This window comes from Variovorax sp. Varisp41 (genome assembly GCF_047325085.1).
GTDB lineage: Bacteria > Pseudomonadota > Gammaproteobacteria > Burkholderiales > Burkholderiaceae_C > Variovorax.
In genome coordinates, this window is record NZ_CP168540.1 from 1,376,601 (window position 1) to 1,394,265 (window position 17,665).

A 17,665-nucleotide genomic window follows, 5' to 3' on the forward strand; every position below is an offset into this window, starting at 1 on the left:
TCAGACGAACCCGCCATCGCCGCCGCCCAGCATGATCTGGCCTTCGTCGGCGAGCCGGCGCAGCGCCTTGAGGATTTCCTTCTGCTGCGCCTCGACCTCCGACAGCCGCAGCGGACCGCGCGCCTCGAGGTCCTCGCGCAGCGCCTCGGCCGCGCGCGAGGACATGTTCGAGAGGAACTTGTCGCGCAGCGGCGGCGCCGCGCCCTTGAGCGCGACGATCAGCGTCTCGGACGCGATCTCCTTCATCACCAGCTGCAGCGACTTGTCGTCGAGCTTCATCACGTCGTCGAAGACGAAGGTCAGGTCGGCGATCTGCTGCGCCAGCTCGGCATCGTGGTTGCGGATCGCCGCGATGGCCTGCGCATCGGCGCCGCTGCCCAGCAGGTTGATCATGCCGGCGGCCGTGCGCGGGCCGCCCAGCGAAGGCTTGCGCACCTTGGCGCCGCCCGAGAGCACGCGGAACATCACCTCGTTGAGGTCTTCGAGCGCGGCCGGCTGGATGCCCTCGAGCGTGGCGACGCGCAGCAGCACCTCGGCGCGCTGCAGGTCGGGCAGCTGCAGCAGGATCGCCGAGGCATGCTCGGGCTCCAGGTGCACCAGGATCGCAGCCACGATCTGCGGATGCTCGAGCTTGAGCACCTCGGCCACCGAGGGCGCGTCCATCCACTTGAGGTTCTCGATGCCGCTGAGGTCGGCGGTCTGCAGGATGCGGTCGACCAGGATCGAGGCCTTCTCCTCGCCGAGCGCGTGGCGCATCACCGAGCGCACGTAGTCGCTCGTGTCGGCCGCGAACAGGCTCTGGCCCGCGGTGGCGGTGATGAAGCGGTCGGCCACCTCGCCGAGCCGCTCGCGCGACACCGCGCGGGTCTTGGCGATGGTCTCGCCGATCTTCTGCACCTCGCGCGGCGACAGGTGCCGCAGCACCTCGCCGGCTTCCTGTTCGCCGAGCGACATCAGCAGGATCGCCGCGTCGTTGAGTCCCTGTTCGTCCATCTGTCTGGTTTCCGCTCAGCCGTGGACCCAGGTCTTGACGATGTTCGCCACCGCCACCGGGTTCTGCCGCGCCATCTGGCGCGCGCCCTCCAGGCGCATCTGCTCGGGCACCTGTTCCTGCGGCGAGGGCACGGCCACCGCCTCGGGCGCGCCGAGCGCGGGCCGCTCGGGCGTGTCGGCCACCATCGCGTTGAGCTGGCTGCCGGTGGCGGGACCGCCGAGCGCCGGCGTGATGCTGCCGGGCAGCGGCTTGGCCGCGGCCATGGCCTTGAGGCCGGGGCGCACCATGCCCAGGAGCACGATCGCGCCGATCAGCACCAGCCCCACGGGCCAGGCGAAGCTGCGCGCCAGCTCGAGCGTTTCGGGGCGCTTCCACAGCGGCAGTTCGACCTGCACCGGCGCGTCGACCAGGAACGGCGTGTTCATCAGGTTCACCGAGTCGCCGCGTTCCTTGTTGAAGCCGATGCTCTCGCGCACCAGCGCCGTCATCTGCTCGACCTGCTGCGCCGACAGCGCGGTCGGCACCACCTTGCCCGCGGCATCGGCCACGCCCTGGTAGTTGACGACCACCGCCGCGCTGAGCCGGCGGATCTGGCCGGTGGCGCTGCGCACGGTCTTCACGGTCTTGTCGACCTCGTAGTTGATGGTGGACTCGCGCTTGCCCGGCGGGCGCTGCGCCGCGGCTCCCGCGGCCGCCGAACCGGCCGGCGCGAGCGCCGCGGCCGGGCCGTTGACCGGCGCCGACGAGGCACCGGGCGGCTGGTTCGAGGTCGCGCCCGGCACGCCCGCGGGCGGCGTGGCGCCGGCGCCGGTGGTCTCCACCGTCTGCTGGCTGCGCACGGCGCCGGCCTCGGCCGCCTGGTTCGGGCGGTGCTCCTCCATGGTCGCCTCGCTCTGCGAGAAGTCCACGTCGGCCGTGACCTGCGCCTTCACGTTCTGGCGCCCCACCACCGGCTCGAGGATGTCGAGGATGCGGCGCATGTACTGCTGCTCGATCTGCTGCACGTACTGCAGCTGCTGGCCCTCGCCGGCGCCCGCGCCGCCGGTGGCGCCGTCGCCGGTCTGCGACAGCAGCTTGCCGCTGTCGTCGACCACGCTCACGGCCGAGGGCGCGAGCTCGGGCACGCTGGAGGCCACCAGGTGCACGATGCCCGCGATCTGGCTGCGCTCGAGCGTGCGGCCCGGATGCAGCGTCAGCAGCACCGAGGCCGAGGGCTTCTGCTGCTCGCGGAAGAAGCCGTTCTGGTTCGGCAGCGCCAGGTGCACGCGCGCGCTCTGCACCGAGGCCAGGCCCTGGATCGAGCGCGTGAGCTCGCCCTCGAGACCGCGCTGGAAGCTCAGCTTCTCCTGGAACTGGGTCATGCCGAAGCGGTTGTTCTCCATCAGCTCGAAGCCGGCCACCGAGCCCTTGGGCAGGCCCAGCGAGGCCAGGCGCAGGCGCACGTCGTGCACCTTGTCGGCCGGCACCATCACGGCGCCGCCGCCCTCGGTGTACTTGTAGGGCACGTTCATCTGGGCGAGCTGGGCGACGATCGCGCCGCCGTCCTTGTCGCCGAGGTTGGCGTAGAGCACGCGCCAGTCGGCCTGGCGGCCCATCACGATGGCGGCCACGGCCAGCGCCACCAGCAGCGCGGCGCCGATCGCCAGCCGCAGGCGCTGGCGCCGGTCGAGCGACGCGAGGCGGCCCTGCCAGGCCGGGGCGGCAAGGGACGCGGACTGGGCGGCGGGAAGTTCGGCGACGGCGGTGGACATGGGCTCGGCGGTGCGGGTCGGTTCGCACGGCGCGGAAGGCGCTTCGTGCTCGCTGCGATTATTCGGGCCGCCCCCGTCCCACATAAGCCCGATAAAGGGCTGCTTTCCTGCCCATTTCCCCGCGATCGCGAACGGCCGAGCGCCCGTAGCATCGGTGCCCATGGACCTCCGACTCGCACCGCTGACTTCGCCCACCCCGGCGCAGGCCTTCGCGCGCACGGCGCGCACCGCGCCCCCGGCCGCCGAGGGCAGCGGCGGCGGCTTCGCCGGCGCGCTCTCGGGCGCGCTGCAGGCGGTGAGCGCCGCCCAGAACCAGGCCGGCGCGCTGCAGCGCGAGGTTCAGCTCGAGAACCCGAACGTCAGCCTGGAGCAGACCATGGTCGCGATCCAGAAGGCGCAGATCGGCTTCCAGGCCACGATGCACGTGCGCAACCGCATGGTGCAGGCCTACAGCGACATCATGAACATGCAGGTGTGAGGCGACGGGCGCCCTGCCCGCCTGTCTTGCCGGACCGTGCCGCCGCCTTGCCGGCGGTGTCGGTCCTTCCTCTTCAGTGGATCAGCTGCAGCCGCGAATCGAACAGGTGGTCGAGGTCGGCGATCCACGGCTCGGCCAGCAGCCGGATCTCGGCGTCGTTGCGCAGGATGCGCTGCATCACGCGGGTCTTCTCGGCACGGTCGGTGCGCGGCAGCTCGAGCGAGGTGGCCTTGAAGCGCAGCTGCTCGATCAGCACGGCGCAGGCGCCTTCGCAGCGCACCACGCCTTCCCAGTCTTCCATGCGGGCGGCCTCGAGCATCTGCTTGCTCGCGGCTTCGATCGCTTTGTAGTAGTCGAGCAGTCGCTCTTGCATGAAGGACTCCAAAGACGCCTCAGGCGGCCTGCGCGGGCTGAGACGGCCCGATCTGTTTCCAGCTCTGTGCGACCGGTGCGATCAGCGAGGCCACTTCCGCCAGGGCCGCCCCGTCGTTGCGGAGGTTGGCGACCGTCAGGCGGTTGATGCAATAGTCGTACAACGCGCGGAGTGTAACCGCGAGTTCTCCACCCCGGGCCTCGTCGAGCCCACCCTTGAGGCCCTCCTCGAGGAATCGCACCGCGCGCATGATCTGCTGGCCCTTGGCCGCGATGTCGCCGCGCGCCAGCGCGCCGCTGGCGGCATGGATGGACTGCAGCAGGCCGTCGAACAGCAGCTCGATGAGCCGGTGCGGAGAGGTCGAGGCGTCCACGCCCGATTCGGCGCCCACTCTGGAGTAGGCCTGGGCGGCGCGGGCTGCGGGCGAGGTGTACATGGTGCGGCTTCCTGTTCCGGTGTCTATGCCTTCTTTATCGGCATTCCGGCGCGGAAGTTGAGGCCCGCGGGCCCGGCGCCTCAGCTGGTGGACTTGTTCCACTGCGCCACCTGCTGGGTGATGTAGGTGTTGAGCGCGGTCAGCGAGGCCATCTTGGTGTCCAGCGCCGTGTACTGGGCGCGCAACCGCTTCTCGGTCAGGGTCAGCCGGTCGCTGAGGTTGTCCTGGCTCTTGTCGTTGTCCTTGCGCTGGGCCTTGAGCGACTGGGTGCGGGTGTCGAGCGTGCCGTCGGTGGCGATCGCGGCCTGGGTGAAGGCCGACAGCCGCGTGGCGAAGCCGGTGGCGCTGGAATCCAGGGTGTTCTGCGGCGCGGCGAAGAACTGCTGCACGGCGGCCGGGTTCTTCAGTGCCGTGTCGAGCTTGGCGGTGTCGAGCGCGAGGTTGCCGGCGCCGTCCTTGGCGACCGTGATGCCGAGGTCGCTCAGGCGCTGGATCGCGCCGCCGCCCGAAGGCGCGCCGACCAGGCTGCGCAGCGCGTTCTGCAGGCTCACGGCGGTGGAATCGCCCTGCAGCAGCGCCGCGGTCTTGCTCGCCGCGTCGTAGGCCGTGGCCGAGTTCAGCGTCTGGTTCATCGTGTTGTAGGCCGTCACGAAGGCCTGGATCGTGCCGCGCAGGCCCGAGGTGTCGGTGGCCACGGCGACCTCGACCGGCGAAGTCGTCACCTGCGACAGCGTGAGGCTCACGCCGGGCACGGTGTCGGCCAGCACATTGGTGGCCGAGCGGATCGTCACGCCGTTGATGGTGGCCTCGGCATTGCGCGCGTACTGCACCGGGTTGGCGCCCATGCCCTGCCCGGTGCCGTCGAAGGCCAGCAGGCCGAGATCGGCGCCGTCGCCCGAGCCCAGCGGCGTGGCCGTGACGCGGAAGCCCGCGGCCTCGCCGGTGCTGCTGGAGCGCAGCATCAGCCGCTCGCCCGAGAGGTCCTTGAGCACGGTGGCGCTCACGCCCGCGCCGGCCCCGTTGATCTTGGCCGCGATGGCCGAGAGGCTGTCGCCCTCGTTCACGCTGATGTCGATGGCCGGCTTGTCGCCGGCCGCGAAGTTCGGGCCGCCCGCGTCGGTGTCGTTCCAGTCGCCGAGCTGGATGCTCAGCGTGCCGAGGCCGAAGCCGGTGCCCGTGGCCACCGCGTTCGAGGACACGGCCTGGGCGCGCGCGAGCTGCGACACCTGCATGGTGAAGCTGCTGGCCACGGCGTCGCCGGCATTGGTGACGCTGGCGCTCAGCGCGGTCGCGTTCGAGCTCGAGGCGGTCTTGGCGTTCCAGGTCGCGGCGGCCGCCAGCTTGGTGGCCGCGTCGGACAGCGCCGAGAGCTGCGACTTGAGCGTGCCGAAGGCCGAGATCTTGCTGTCGAGCGTGCTCGCCGTGGTCTGCAGCGCGGTCAGCGGCTTCTTCTCGATCGCCATCAGCTGCGTGATGATGGATTCGACGTCGAGCTGGCTGCCGATGCCCGTCGATGTGATGCTGGCCATGTCTTTTCTCCGATGCTGGAATCGCTTGCCGCCCACGGAAAAAACGCGGGGCGGCGAACGGAATTGTCCGTTCGCCGCCCCGCGATGAAGCGTGCAGGAGGCCGGCCTTCGGCCCCCTGTTCCTGCCTTAGCCGCGCAGCAGCGACAGCACCGTCTGCGGCAGCTGGTTGGCCTGCGCCACCATCGCCGTGCCGGCCTGCTGCAGCACCTGGGCGCGCGACAGGTTGGCGGTTTCGGCCGCGAAGTCGGCGTCCTGGATGCGGCTGCGCGAAGCGGTCAGGTTCTCGGCCGAGGTCGAGAGGTTCGAGACCACCGATTCGAAGCGGTTCTGGATCGCGCCGAGGTCGGCGCGCGAGGAGTTCACGGCCTTCAGCGCGGCGTCCATCGCGAGGATCGCGTTGTCGGCGCCATCCACCGTGTCCACCGTCAGGCCGGAGAAGCCGGTCTGCGCGCTGCCCGCGGCGGTGACGGTCGCGGCCGTCTGGCCGGCGGTCAGGCCGGTGTTGGTCAGCGTGCCGCCGACCGTGATGGCCGTGCTGCCGCTCGAGGTCAGCGTGATGGCGCCGCTGGCGGCGGCCGTCGCGACCACGCCGGTCTCGCTCGACTTCTTGTTGATGGCGGCCGCCACGTTGGCGCCCTGCGTCGCCGCGTCGGTGCCGGCATTGACCGCGCCGATGCCCACGCCGTTGATCGTGAAGGCGTTGGCGGTGATGCCGCCGAAGCCCGCGGGCGCCGCGCCGGTCACCGTGGCCGAGTAGGTGTCCACGCTGGTCCAGCTGCCCAGCGAGTTGATGCTGGCGTTGGCGATCGAGTCGATCGAGATCGTCTCGCCCTGGTTGGCGCCGACCTGGAACGACTGGGCGCTGAAGCTGCCGTCGAGCAGCTTGGTGCCATTGAACGAGGTCTGCTTGGCGACGCGGTCGATTTCGCTCTTGAGCTGCGTGACTTCCTTCTGCAGCGAGGCGCGGTCCTCGGTCGAGTTGGTGGCGTTGCGCGACTGCACGGCCAGTTCGCGGATGCGCTGCAGGTTGTTGCCGATGGTGCTCAGCGCGCCTTCGGCCGTCTGCGCCAGCGAGATGCCGTCGTTGGCGTTGCGGCCGGCTTGCGTCAGGCCGCGGATCTGGGCCGTCATGCGCTCGGAGATCGCGAGGCCGGCGGCGTCGTCCTTGGCGCTGTTGATGCGCAGACCCGAGGACAGGCGCTGCATCGAGGTCGCCAGCGAGGATTGGCTGCCCGAGAGGTTGCGCTGCGCGGTGAGCGAACTGATGTTGGTGTTGATGATCGAGGCCATGAGAGCTCCTTCAAACTGATAAGTCGGGCATCGCTGCCAAAGTCGCGCCAGCGAAGCGCTGGCTGCCTGACGAACCCTGGTGCAAGGCCCGTTGCACTGGTTTTCGGTGGGTCCCCGCCGGCTCTTTAGCGATTTATTTTTGCGAGCGCACCCTCAAGATTTCCGAGCGGATGCAGACGGGGGCCACAGCGATTGCGCTGCCGGAGCCACCATGTTCCGCGTGTTACCCCCACGGAAACACGTAGCTTCCCCACCACGCAAGACAACTTCGCCCCCACGGGATTTCGTGGTCTGTGCACCACGGGCGGTCACACTCGTTAACAGCTTGTAAAGCGCGCGAGGAAAGCCATGAATGTCTTGATATCGATAGATTTATCTATTCCTGTCGAAATAAGTCTTTCGCCATGCGTGCCTTAGTATTCGTTTTGGTCGACAAAGTCACAGTTTTGGGGCGCTGCGGTTGCAAGCACTTACCATCGGACAACGTCAGGCCAAAGTTTTTTTGTAGGAATCCACCTACTGCTGTACATTTTTAACAAATGTTTACTGAAGCTGACATTTGTGATTAAACTGAAAGTACACGGTCGCCAAGGGCACTTTTGCCCGCCTAGGAGGAGGCACTCATGACCAATGAACAGCTGCTCGCCGAGATCAAGGAAGCCAACCTCACCTACCTGATGCTGGCGCAGAGCCTCATCCGGGAAGACAAGGCACAGGCCCTGTTCCGGCTCGGCATTTCCGAGGAATCCGCGGACCTCATCGACACGCTGTCGCCGGCGCAGATCATGAAGCTGGCCTCCAGCAACATGCTGCTGTGCCGCTTCCGCGCCACCGACGACATGGTCTGGGGACTGCTCACCAACCACAACGTGCGCACCCGCACGGCCAACGACGAGACGCTGAAGCTGCACGCCAACATCGTCATGTCGAGCCGGTTCGCGGAAACCTCGTACTGAGGCGCCGCGTTCCGCGAGCTGACAAGGCATGGCCAATCCGAAGAGCGTGCTGGGCGAGTCCCGGCAGATCGAGCGCGCGGTCCATCTGATCGAGATGGGCGCCCGCCTGCAGGTGCTGGAGAGCGAGACCGAGCTGTCGTACGAACGGCTGCTGCGCCTCTACAAGGAAGTGGCGGGCAAGTCGCCGTCGAAGGGCCAGCTGCCCTTCTCGACCGACTGGTTCCTGACCTGGCAGCCGAACATCCACGCCTCGCTGTTCCACAACATCTACACCTACCTCCACAAGACCAGCGAGCTCGAGCCGGTCGACGCGCTGATCAAGGCCTACGGCCTGTACACCGAGCAGACCGGCGCCTGCGGCCTGGAGCCGCAGCTGTCGATCACGCGCGCCTGGCGGCTGGTGCGCTTCATGGAGAACCAGATGCTCGCCATGACGCCCTGCTCGCGCTGCGGCGGCCATTTCGTGACCGAGCCCTACGAGAACGCGCAGCACTTCGTCTGCGGCCTGTGCGAACCGCCGGCGCGCGCCGGCAAGGGTTCGGGCGCGGGCGGCATCCAGCTGCAGTGACGAACGCCGCGGCCGCCGCGGCAAACAGAAGATAAGGGCCCCCGCAGGGCCCTTTTTTCATGGAATGCGCGGGGCGTCTCCGAGGCCCAATAGGGGTTCCAGGAACTCGTCTCGCCCCATGTCCGTCATCCTCGGTTACCTCGTCGCGCTGGGCTGCATCTTCGGCGGCTACATCATCCATGGCGGCAACATCGGCGTGGTGCTGCACGCGCTGCCGATCGAGCTGATGGTGATCGGCGGCGGCGCGCTCGGCGCCTTCGTGGTGAACAACCAGCGCAAGGTGCTGATGGCCACGCTGAAGGCGCTGCCGACCGCGCTCAAGGGCTCCAAGTACACCAAGGCGCGCTACCTCGAGCTGATGGCGCTGCTCTACGACATCCTGCAGAAGGCGCGCAAGGAAGGCCTGATGTCGATCGAGAAGGACATCGAGGCGCCGCAGGATTCGCCGCTGTTCCAGAAGCACCCGAACGTGGCGAAGGACCACCACGTGGTCGAGTTCACCACCGACTACCTGCGCATGATGGCCTCGGGCAACCTCAACAGCCACGAGATCGAGTCGCTGATGGACAGCGAGATCGAGACCCACCACCAGGAATCGCATGCGCCCGTGGCCGCCATCGCGCGGCTGGCCGGCGGCCTGCCGGCCTTCGGCATCGTGGCCGCGGTGCTCGGCGTGGTGAACACCATGGGCTCGGTCGGCCAGCCGCCGGCGGTGCTCGGCGCCATGATCGGCTCGGCGCTGGTCGGCACCTTCCTGGGCATCCTGCTGGCCTACGCCATCGTCGAGCCGCTGGGCGGCCTGCTCGAGCAGAAGGCCGAGGAAGGCACCAAGGAACTGCAGTGCATCAAGACCACCCTGCTGGCGAGCATGCAGGGCTACAACCCCACGACCGCGATCGAGTTCGGCCGCAAGGTGCTGTTCTCGACCGACCGGCCGAGCTTCACCGAGCTCGAGACCCACGTGAAGAAGAAGTAGAGCGCCCAGCGCAAGAGGCAACGCCATGGCCACCACGCCCGGGACCCGCAAGCTCCAGCCGATCATCATCAAGCGGGTCAAGAAGACCACGCATGCGCACCACGGCGGCGCCTGGAAGATCGCCTACGCCGACTTCGTGACGGCCATGATGGCCTTCTTCCTGCTGATGTGGCTGCTGGGCTCGACCGCCAAGGGCGACCTGCAGGGCATCGCCTCCTACTTCAACTCGCCGATGAAGGTCGAGATGGCCGGCGGCTCGGGCGCGGGCAGCGCCTCGAGCGTGGTGCCCGGCGGCGGGCGCGACCTCACGCGCACCACCGGCGAGGTGCGGCGCACCGACGGCAGCACCATGGACCCGAAGAAGATCGGCCAGGACAACAGCCTCAAGCTCGAGCAGGCGCGCCAGGATGCGCGCCGCATGGCAGCGCTGCGCGCGCGCATCGAGGAGATGATCGAGAGCAATCCCAAGCTGCGCGAATTCCGCTCGCAGATCAAGCTCGAGGTGACCTCCGACGGCCTGGAGATCCAGATCGTCGACGCGCAGAACCGCCCGATGTTCGACACCGGCAGCGCGATCGTGAAGCCCTACATGCACGACATCCTGCGCGCGGTGGGCGGTGCGCTCAACGGCATCGAGAACCGCGTGAGCCTGGCCGGCCACACCGATGCCGCGCCCTACGGCAACGGCGACCGCGGCTACGGCAACTGGGAGCTGTCGGCCGACCGCGCCAATGCCTCGCGCCGCGAGCTGGTGGCCGCCGGCATGCCCGACGACAAGCTGGTGCGCGTGGTCGGCCTGGCCGCGAGCGACCTGCTCGACAAGAAGAATGCGCTGGCCCCGCTGAACCGCCGCATCAGCATCGTGGTGCTCACGCGCGACGCCGAGTCGCGCCTGTTCGGCAACGCGCGCCTCGAGGGCAACGATGCGGTGAAGGCCATCGCCACCGAGCTCGCCAAGGAACAGAAGAAGCCCGAGGGCGCCGATGCGCCCGCCGCACCCGCCGGCGCGGCGCCCGCCGCCACCCCGGGCCGCACCCAGCCCTGAGCGAGCGCCACCGCCATGGAATCGAACAGCCAGGACCGCCAGCTCCCCGCCTCGCAGCGCAAGATCGACCAGGCGCGCCGCGACGGCCAGGTGCCGCGCTCGAAGGACCTGTCGCACCTCGCGGTGATGGGCACCGGCGCGGTCGCGCTGCTGCTGCTCGCGCCCACCGCCTTCGAGCAGATGCGCGGCACGCTCGCGCAGGCGCTGGTCTTCAACGCGGCCAGCGTGCAGGACCCGGCCGACATGCTGTCGCGGCTGTCGACCTTCGCCGGCCTGGGCCTGGTGGCCTGCGTGGTGTTCGCGGCCATCGTGCTGAGCGCGGCGGTCGCGGGCAGCCTCGCGGTCGGCGGCTGGGTCTCGAGCACCAAGGCGATCACGCCCGACCTCTCCCGCCTGAGCCCGTTCAAGGGCCTGGGCAATCTCTTCAGCCGCCAGCAGCTCGCGCAGGTGACCAAGCTGGTGCTGCTGGCGGCCATCCTCGGCGCCATCGGCTGGTACTACGTGGCCGGCTCGATCGGCGAGGTGGTGCGCACGGTGCTGCAGCCCTCGCCTTCGGCGCTGCGCGCGCTCGGCGACTGGCTCGCCACCGGCGTGGGCCTGCTGCTGCTGGTGGTGTTCGCCACCGCCGTGATCGACGTGCCGCTGCAGCGCTTCTTCCACCTGTCGAAGCTCAAGATGTCGCACCAGGAAGTCAAGCAGGAGCACAAGGAATCCGACGGCGACCCGCACACCAAGGGCCGCCAGCGCAGCGCGGCGCGCGCGATCTCGCAGCGCGCCAGCATCACGGCCGTGCCGCGCGCCGACTTCGTGCTGATGAACCCGACCCACTACGCGGTGGCGCTGCGCTACGACGAGGCCACCATGAACGCGCCGCAGGTGGTGGCCAAGGGCGCCGACCTGCTCGCGATGAAGATCCGCGAGATCGCCAATGCCAACGGCATCCCGGTGGTGCAGTCGCCGATGCTCGCGCGCGCGCTGTTCGCCCATGCCGAGATCGACCAGCCCATTCCCTCGAGCCTGTTCACCGCCGTGGCCCAGGTGCTGGCCTATGTCTACCGCCTGAAGGCCGCGCTGCGCGGCGAGGGCCCGATGCCGCAGGGCGTGCCCGATCCCTACGTGGCGCCCGAGCTCGACCCGCACCGCAAGCTGCCTGCAACGGCAGCCGCTGAACCCGTCGCCGGAGTGCGTCCATGAACCCGCTCGCCCTGCGCCAGTGGCTCGGCGAGCGCGGCGGCATGTTCCAGCGCGCGGCCGCGCCGCTCCTGGTGGTGGCCATCCTCGCGCTGATGGTGCTGCCGATCCCGCCCTGGCTGCTCGACGGCTTCTTCACGCTCAACATCGCGGTCGCGCTGATGGTGATGATGGTGGCGGCCTACATGGTGCGCCCGCTGGACTTCGCGGCCTTTCCCTCGGTGCTGCTCTTGACCACGCTGATGCGGCTGTCGCTCAACGTGGCCTCCACGCGCGTGGTGCTGCTCGAGGGCCACACCGGCCCCGGCGCCGCGGGCGCGGTGATCGAATCCTTCGGCCACTTCCTGATCGGCGGCAACTTCGCGGTCGGCCTGATCGTGTTCGCGATCCTGGTGGTGATCAACTTCGTGGTGGTCACCAAGGGCGCCGAGCGCATCGCCGAGGTGTCGGCGCGCTTCACGCTCGACGCCATGCCCGGCAAGCAGATGGCGGTCGACGCCGACCTCAACGCCGGCGTGATCGACGAGAAGGAGGCCCGCCGCCGTCGCGCCGAGGTGGCCGAGGAAGCCAACTTCTTCGGCTCGATGGACGGCGCCTCCAAGTTCGTGCGCGGCGATGCGATCGCCGGCATCCTGATCCTGGTGATCAGCATCGTCGGCGGCTTCGCCATCGGCGTGCTGCAGCACGGCCTGTCGGCCGGCAAGGCGGCCGACACCTACGTGCTGCTCGCGGTCGGCGACGCGCTGGTGGCGCAGGTGCCGGGCCTCCTGATCTCGGTCGCCGCGGCGATGGTGATCTCGCGCGTGGGCCGCGAGGACGACGTGGGCCGCCAGATCGTCGACCAGTTGCTGACCTCGCCGCGCGTGCTCGGCCTCACGGCCGGCATCCTGGGCCTGCTGGGCGTGATCCCGGGCATGCCGCACCTGGTGTTCCTCTCGATCGCCTCGCTGCTGGGCTGGGGCGCCTGGCGGCTGTCGCGCCGCCCGCCGCCGGCCGCGCCCGCGCCGCCGGCACCGCCCGCGCCCGATGCCGAGGCCAGCTGGGACGACCTGCAGCCGGTGGATCTGCTGGGCCTGGAACTCGGCTACCGCCTGATCGCGCTGGTCGACAAGAGCCGCCAGGGCGACCTGCTCACGCGCATCAAGGGCGTGCGCCGCAAGTTCGCGCAGGAGGTGGGCTTCCTGCCGCCCGCGGTGCACGTGCGCGACAACCTCGAGCTCAAGCCCAGCAGCTACCGCGTCACCCTGCGCGGCGTGGTGGTGGCCGAGGGCGAGGCCCATCCGGGCATGTACCTGGCGATCAATCCGGGCGGCATCACCACCCCGCTGATCGGCACGCCCACCACCGACCCGGCCTTCGGCCTGCCCGCGCACTGGATCGAGGAGCGGCAGCGGGAAGCCGCGCAAATGAGCGGTTTCACCGTCGTTGATTCGGAGACCGTGATGGCCACCCACCTGTCACATTTGATGCAGGTGCAGGCGGCGCGCCTGCTGAGCCGCACCGAAACCCAACAACTGGTCGAACACGTGAACAAACTGGCGCCCAAGCTGATCGAGGAAGTCGTGCCCAAGCTGGTGCCGCTGTCCACGTTCCAGAAGGTGCTGCAACTACTGCTGGAAGAGTCGGTGCACATCCGCGACATCCGCACCATCGTCGAGACGCTGGCCGAGCATGCCGGCAGCACCACCGACCCGGCCGAACTCGCGCGCCGCGTGCGCGTGGCGCTGGCGCCGGCCATCGTGCAGCAGATCTACGGCCCGGTGAAGGAGCTCGACGTGATCGCCATCGAGCCGGCCTTCGAGCGCCTGCTGATGCAGGCCCTGGGCAATGCCCAGGCGCCCGCGCTCGATCCGGGCGTGGTCGAGATCTTCACGCGCACCGCGGCCGAGGTCGCGCTCAAGCAGGAAGAGCAAGGCGTGCCGGCCTGCCTGCTGGTGCCCGACGCGATCCGCAACGCCATCGCGCGCATGGTGCGCCGCGCCGCGCCGCGCATGCAGGTGCTCGGCCACAGCGAAATCCCTGAAACCCACACGATCCGCATCGGCCCGATCCTGCGAGGAGCCTCCGCATGAACATCCAACGTTTCACCGCACCGACCGCCCGCGAAGCGATGGCGCTGGCGCGCAATGTCTTCGGCGACGGCACGCTGATCCTCTCGAACCGCCAGCTCGACGACGGCGTGGAAGTGGTGGCCGCGGCCGAGGACAGCCTCAGCGCGCTCGAGGCCGGCCGCGCGATCCTGCAGGGCACGCAGGGCACGCTGTCGGCGCCCGCGTGGACGCCGCCGAAGCCGGTGCCCGCGCCCGCCATCGCGCAACCGCAACCCGCCGCGCCGGCACCGGCACCGGTCCCGCTCGCGAGCGCCGAATCGCGCGCCATCGTCGAGGCCGACGTGGCCGAGCTCGGCATGAGCACGCTGTCGTTCCAGGACTATGTGCGCGAACGCATGCTGCGGCGCCAGCAGGAGGCCGCATCGCCGGCGCCCGTGCCCGCCACGCCCTCGGCAGCGCCGGCCCGCGCGGCCTTCGCGCCCACCGCCGCACCCGCCGCCACCGAAACGCCACGCCCCGCTCCCGTCGCCGCGCCCGCCCCCGTGACCGACACCGCGAGCGAAACGCAGCAGGCGCTGATGGCCGAACTGCAGGCCATGCGCACGCTGATGGAGAGCCGCTTCAACGCCCTCGCCTGGCTCGGCCCGGCGCGGCAGAACCCGGTGCATTCGAACCTGATGCTCAAGCTGCTGCGCGCCGGCTACTCGCCCGCGCTCGCGCGCAGCGTGCTCGAATCGATCGCGCTCGACAACGACGCGGCCGGCGCGGTGCGCCGCATGATGGGCGCGCTCGAGACCATGCTCGGCCTCGACCCCGCCGCGCCCACGCTGGCCGAGGAAGGCGGCGTCTACGCGCTGGTCGGTGCCACCGGCGTCGGCAAGACCACCACCGCCGCCAAGATCGCGGCCCAGTGCGTGCGACTGCACGGCCCGGCCAGCGTCGGCCTGATCACGCTCGACATGCACCGCGCGGGCGCGCACGAGCAGCTGCGCGCCCACGGCCGCGCCATGGGCGTGGTGGCGCATCTCGCGCACGACCGCGCCGCGCTGCAGGAGCTGCTCGCGCTGTTCCACGGCAAGCGCATGGTGCTGATCGACACCGCAGGCCTGGCGCCGCGCGATCCGCGCCGGCGCGACCTGCTGGACCTGCTCGACCTGCCCGGCGTGTCGCGCCTGATGGTGCTCAACGCCGGCGCTCACGGCGACACGCTCGACGAGATGGCCGCCAGCTTCAAGATCGGCGGCGCGCGCCAGGCCGTGCTGAGCAAGACCGACGAGGCCGTGAAGCTGGGCCCGGCGCTCGACACGCTGATCCGCCACCAGCTGGTGCTGCGTGGCGTGGCCCATGGCCCGCGCGCCTCGCAGGACTGGAAGCCGGCGCTGGCCGCCGAGCTGGTGCGCGACTCGATGCGCGCGGCGCAGCGCTCGCCCTTCGATCCGCAGCCGGCCGACCTCGAACTGTTCTTCTCGCCCGGCGCGGGCGAACTCTGAGGAGCGTTCCGCCCCACGACACGACATGCAGGCCGCTTCCCCGCTCTCCCAGATGTACACGCCCAAGGGCCGGCTCGACCGCGATGCGCTGATCCGGCAGCACGTGCCGCTGGTGCGCCGGCTGGCGCATCACATGATTGCCAAGCTGCCGCCCAACGTCGAGCTCGACGACCTGATCCAGGTCGGCATGATCGGCCTGGCCGATGCGCTGTCGCGCTTCGAGGCCAGCCAGGGCGTGCAGTTCGAGACCTTCGCCACCCAGCGCATCCGCGGCGCCATGCTCGATGAGCTGCGCGACGGCGACTGGCTCTCGCGCGGCTCGCGCAAGAGCCAGAAGCAGATCGAGCAGGCCGTGCGCGCGCTCGAGCAGAAGCTGGGCCGCGCGCCCGCCGAGTCCGAGATCGCCGAGGCGCTCGAGATGCCGCTGGCCGACTACCAGAGCCTGCTGGGCCGCGTGCGCGGCACCCAGCTCGTGTACCTGGAGGACATGGGCGGCGGCACCGATGCCGAGGGCGAGTCGGGCTTCCTCGACCGCCACCTGGCCGATGCCGACGCCGACCCGATGAGCCTGCTCAAGGACCAGCGGCTGCGCCAGGCGCTGGTGGGCGCCATCGACAGCCTGCCCGAGCGCGAGCGCCACATCATGGGCATGTACTACGAGCAGGACATGAACCTCAAGGAGATCGCGGCCGTGCTCGGCGTGACCGAGTCGCGCGTCTCGCAGCTGCACAGCCAGTCGATCGCGCGGCTGCGCGCGAAGATGCGCTCGCACTGACGCTCGCACCGCACCGCGCCGCGGTGCTTTTTCATCGCGCGCCGAGGATCGCCGCGAGCTGGCTTTCGAGGCTTCGATCGGCCGCCGGAAAGCGCCCGTCGAGCGCCGCCGTGCCCACCGTGAAACCCGCGGCACCGCTGGCGCGGATCGCCGCGATGCGTTCGGGTGTGTCGATCGAGCCCGCCACGATCACCGGCTTGCCCGCGGCCGCGCACACCGCGCGCATCAGCCGCGGCACGTCGAGCGCGGCGCGGTAGGCCAGCAGGTCCAGCCCCGCCACGCCGGGCCGGCTCGCGATCGCGCGGGCGCTGGCCACGATCTCCTCGATCGAGCCGCCGAGCACGCTCGGATGCCCCGAGACCCGGCCCGCGAACGGGTAGTAGCGGGTGCCCGTGCCCTCGAGCAGCGGCAGCACGTCGTCGACGTGCGTGCCGCCGAGCAGGTGGTCGACGCCGAGCCGGCACGCCATCTCGACCGAGGCGATCTCGCTGTCGCGGTCGAGCGAGACGACCTCGAGGTAGCTCGAGGCGCCGTGGTCGCGGATGCTTCTGTGCAGGCCCTCGAGCTCGGCCATCGGCAGCCCGATGTCCTTGAAGCCGATGTGGCGCACGCCGGCCGCGAGCGCCGTCGCCAGGTGCCGTGCCGCGTCGGCCACGGTGCGGTCGTGGCGCGTGAGCATGAAGATGAATTCGAAGCTGCTCATGGTCCGGTCTTTCTCGTGGTTCGGTGGGCAGCCGCCAGGCGCGCGGCCATGTCGAGCGCGGCCTCGAGGCTGGCGGCGTCGGCGATGCCGCGCCCCGCGATGTCGAAGGCGGTGCCGTGGTCGGGGCTGGTGCGAACGAAAGGCAGGCCGAGCGTGATGTTCACGCCCTTGTCGAGCCCGAGGTACTTGACCGGGATCAGCCCCTGGTCGTGGTACTGCGCCACCACCACGTCGAAGCGACCCTGGCGCGCCTGCATGAACACCGTGTCGCCGGGCCAGGGTCCGCTGGCGTCGATGCCCTCGCGCCGCGCGGCGGCGATCGCGGGCGCGATGGTGCGTTGCTCCTCGTCGCCGAACAGACCGCCCTCGCCCGCATGCGGATTGAGCCCGGCCACCGCGATGCGCGGCGCCACGATGCCGAAGGCCCGGGCGCCCCGGTGCGCGAGCCGGATCGCCGACATCTGCGCCGCGAAGTCGGCGCGCTCGATGGCCTCGCGCAGCGCGCAATGGGCCGTCACGAGCACGGTGCGCAGTTCGTCGTTGGCCAGCATCATCGCGACCCTGCAGCCGGTGCGCTCGGCCAGGATCTCGGTGTGGCCCGGATAGCGCAGGCCGGCGGCGGCCAGCGCTTCCTTGTGGATCGGCGCGGTGACGATGCCCGCGACGCGGCCCGCCTGCGCGAGATCGATCGCGGCCTCGACCGCGTCGAAAGCGGCCCGGCCACTGGCCGCATGCACGGCGCTCACGGGCGGCAGCGCCTCGAGCCGCGACGCGGCCAGCAGGTTGACCGTGCCGGGCGAGTGCGCCATGTCGTCTATCGACGCCGCCACGCGCAGCCTCGCGCCGGCATCCAGGGCCTCGAAGGCCTGGCGCATCACGCGCGGATCGCCGACCAGCACGCAGCGCCGGGCCCATTCGGCGTTCAACAAGGTGCGGGCCACGATCTCGGGGCCGATGCCCGAGGGATCGCCCATCGTCAGCGCGAGCCGCTCGGGCGGCGCGGGCTGGGTGAGTTCAGCTGACAGTTCCTGCATCATGGGGATCGAGTGGACGGCGGG

The 17,665-nt window shown here is 70.1% G+C and carries 17 protein-coding genes; 9 read left to right on the plus strand and 8 right to left on the minus strand.

The genetic code is table 11. The annotated features are described in order from the left end of the window. Together fliG and fliF are read right to left on the minus strand one after the other, a co-directional pair. Complete coding sequence (gene fliG / locus ACEN9J_RS06350; protein WP_413763618.1) at nt 1-993, minus strand: flagellar motor switch protein FliG; 993 nt, start codon at nt 991-993, stop codon at nt 1-3. Between the two features lie 15 nt (nt 994-1,008). Continuing rightward, entirely contained in the window at nt 1,009-2,745 is a 1,737-nt protein-coding gene (fliF, locus tag ACEN9J_RS06355) for a flagellar basal-body MS-ring/collar protein FliF (protein WP_413763619.1), read from the minus strand. Between the two features lie 160 nt (nt 2,746-2,905). On the opposite strand from fliF, the gene fliE reads away from it, so the two are divergent. Next, nucleotides 2,906-3,223, plus strand: coding sequence for a flagellar hook-basal body complex protein FliE (fliE, locus tag ACEN9J_RS06360; protein WP_413763620.1), 318 nt, complete (start codon nt 2,906-2,908; stop codon nt 3,221-3,223). 73 nt (nt 3,224-3,296) lie between these two features. Here the strand turns inward: fliE and ACEN9J_RS06365 are convergent, their stop codons facing one another. The 4 genes from ACEN9J_RS06365 to ACEN9J_RS06380 all read right to left on the minus strand — a co-directional run bounded on the left by ACEN9J_RS06365 (nt 3,297) and on the right by ACEN9J_RS06380 (nt 6,852). After that, nucleotides 3,297-3,596, minus strand: coding sequence for a flagellar protein FliT (locus ACEN9J_RS06365; RefSeq protein WP_057591767.1), 300 nt, complete (start codon nt 3,594-3,596; stop codon nt 3,297-3,299). Nucleotides 3,597-3,615: 19 nt separating this feature from the next. Beyond that, nucleotides 3,616-4,032 (minus strand): flagellar export chaperone FliS, encoded by a 417-nt coding sequence (gene fliS / locus ACEN9J_RS06370; RefSeq protein WP_296735589.1) that lies wholly within the window; start codon nt 4,030-4,032, stop codon nt 3,616-3,618. A gap of 80 nt (nt 4,033-4,112) precedes the next feature. Then, nucleotides 4,113-5,561 (minus strand): flagellar filament capping protein FliD, encoded by a 1,449-nt coding sequence (fliD, locus tag ACEN9J_RS06375; RefSeq protein WP_057591769.1) that lies wholly within the window; start codon nt 5,559-5,561, stop codon nt 4,113-4,115. A 127-nt stretch (nt 5,562-5,688) separates the two neighbouring features. Continuing rightward, nucleotides 5,689-6,852, minus strand: coding sequence for a flagellin (locus ACEN9J_RS06380; protein WP_057591770.1), 1,164 nt, complete (start codon nt 6,850-6,852; stop codon nt 5,689-5,691). A 623-nt stretch (nt 6,853-7,475) separates the two neighbouring features. On the opposite strand from ACEN9J_RS06380, the gene flhD reads away from it, so the two are divergent. The 8 genes from flhD (at nt 7,476) to ACEN9J_RS06420 (ending at nt 15,904) form a co-directional block, all read left to right on the plus strand. Beyond that, the gene (flhD, locus tag ACEN9J_RS06385) at nt 7,476-7,808 is read left to right on the plus strand and encodes a flagellar transcriptional regulator FlhD (RefSeq protein ID WP_057591771.1); all 333 of its coding nucleotides are present in this window, start codon (nt 7,476-7,478) and stop codon (nt 7,806-7,808) included. 28 nt (nt 7,809-7,836) lie between these two features. Continuing rightward, on the plus strand, nt 7,837-8,376 hold the full coding sequence (flhC, locus tag ACEN9J_RS06390) for a flagellar transcriptional regulator FlhC (RefSeq protein WP_057591772.1): 540 nt from the start codon (nt 7,837-7,839) through the stop codon (nt 8,374-8,376). Nucleotides 8,377-8,494: 118 nt separating this feature from the next. Then, on the plus strand, nt 8,495-9,352 hold the full coding sequence (gene motA, locus ACEN9J_RS06395) for a flagellar motor stator protein MotA (RefSeq protein WP_057591773.1): 858 nt from the start codon (nt 8,495-8,497) through the stop codon (nt 9,350-9,352). Nucleotides 9,353-9,377: 25 nt separating this feature from the next. Continuing rightward, nucleotides 9,378-10,397 carry a flagellar motor protein MotB gene (gene motB / locus ACEN9J_RS06400; protein WP_082321545.1) on the plus strand — a complete coding sequence of 340 codons (1,020 nt, stop codon included), beginning with the start codon at nt 9,378-9,380 and terminating at the stop codon, nt 10,395-10,397. A 15-nt stretch (nt 10,398-10,412) separates the two neighbouring features. Further along, entirely contained in the window at nt 10,413-11,591 is a 1,179-nt protein-coding gene (locus ACEN9J_RS06405; RefSeq protein WP_296735597.1) for a flagellar biosynthesis protein FlhB, read from the plus strand. Next, nucleotides 11,588-13,660: a flagellar biosynthesis protein FlhA gene (gene flhA, locus ACEN9J_RS06410; RefSeq protein WP_413763621.1), complete on the plus strand. Its 2,073-nt coding sequence runs from the start codon at nt 11,588-11,590 to the stop codon at nt 13,658-13,660. Before ACEN9J_RS06405 ends, flhA begins: the two co-directional genes overlap by 4 nt. Beyond that, entirely contained in the window at nt 13,657-15,129 is a 1,473-nt protein-coding gene (flhF, locus tag ACEN9J_RS06415) for a flagellar biosynthesis protein FlhF (RefSeq protein ID WP_413763622.1), read from the plus strand. Before flhA ends, flhF begins: the two co-directional genes overlap by 4 nt. A 52-nt stretch (nt 15,130-15,181) precedes the next feature. After that, the gene (locus ACEN9J_RS06420) at nt 15,182-15,904 is read left to right on the plus strand and encodes an RNA polymerase sigma factor FliA (RefSeq protein ID WP_261205972.1); all 723 of its coding nucleotides are present in this window, start codon (nt 15,182-15,184) and stop codon (nt 15,902-15,904) included. Between the two features lie 31 nt (nt 15,905-15,935). Here ACEN9J_RS06420 and ACEN9J_RS06425 read toward each other — a convergent pair whose 3' ends face one another. Continuing rightward, nucleotides 15,936-16,607, minus strand: coding sequence for a 4-hydroxythreonine-4-phosphate dehydrogenase (locus tag ACEN9J_RS06425; RefSeq protein WP_413763623.1), 672 nt, complete (start codon nt 16,605-16,607; stop codon nt 15,936-15,938). Beyond that, entirely contained in the window at nt 16,604-17,644 is a 1,041-nt protein-coding gene (gene pdxA / locus ACEN9J_RS06430; RefSeq protein ID WP_413763624.1) for a 4-hydroxythreonine-4-phosphate dehydrogenase PdxA, read from the minus strand. The genes ACEN9J_RS06425 and pdxA overlap by 4 nt, the downstream gene beginning before the upstream one ends. Nucleotides 17,645-17,665: the final 21 nt, after the last annotated feature.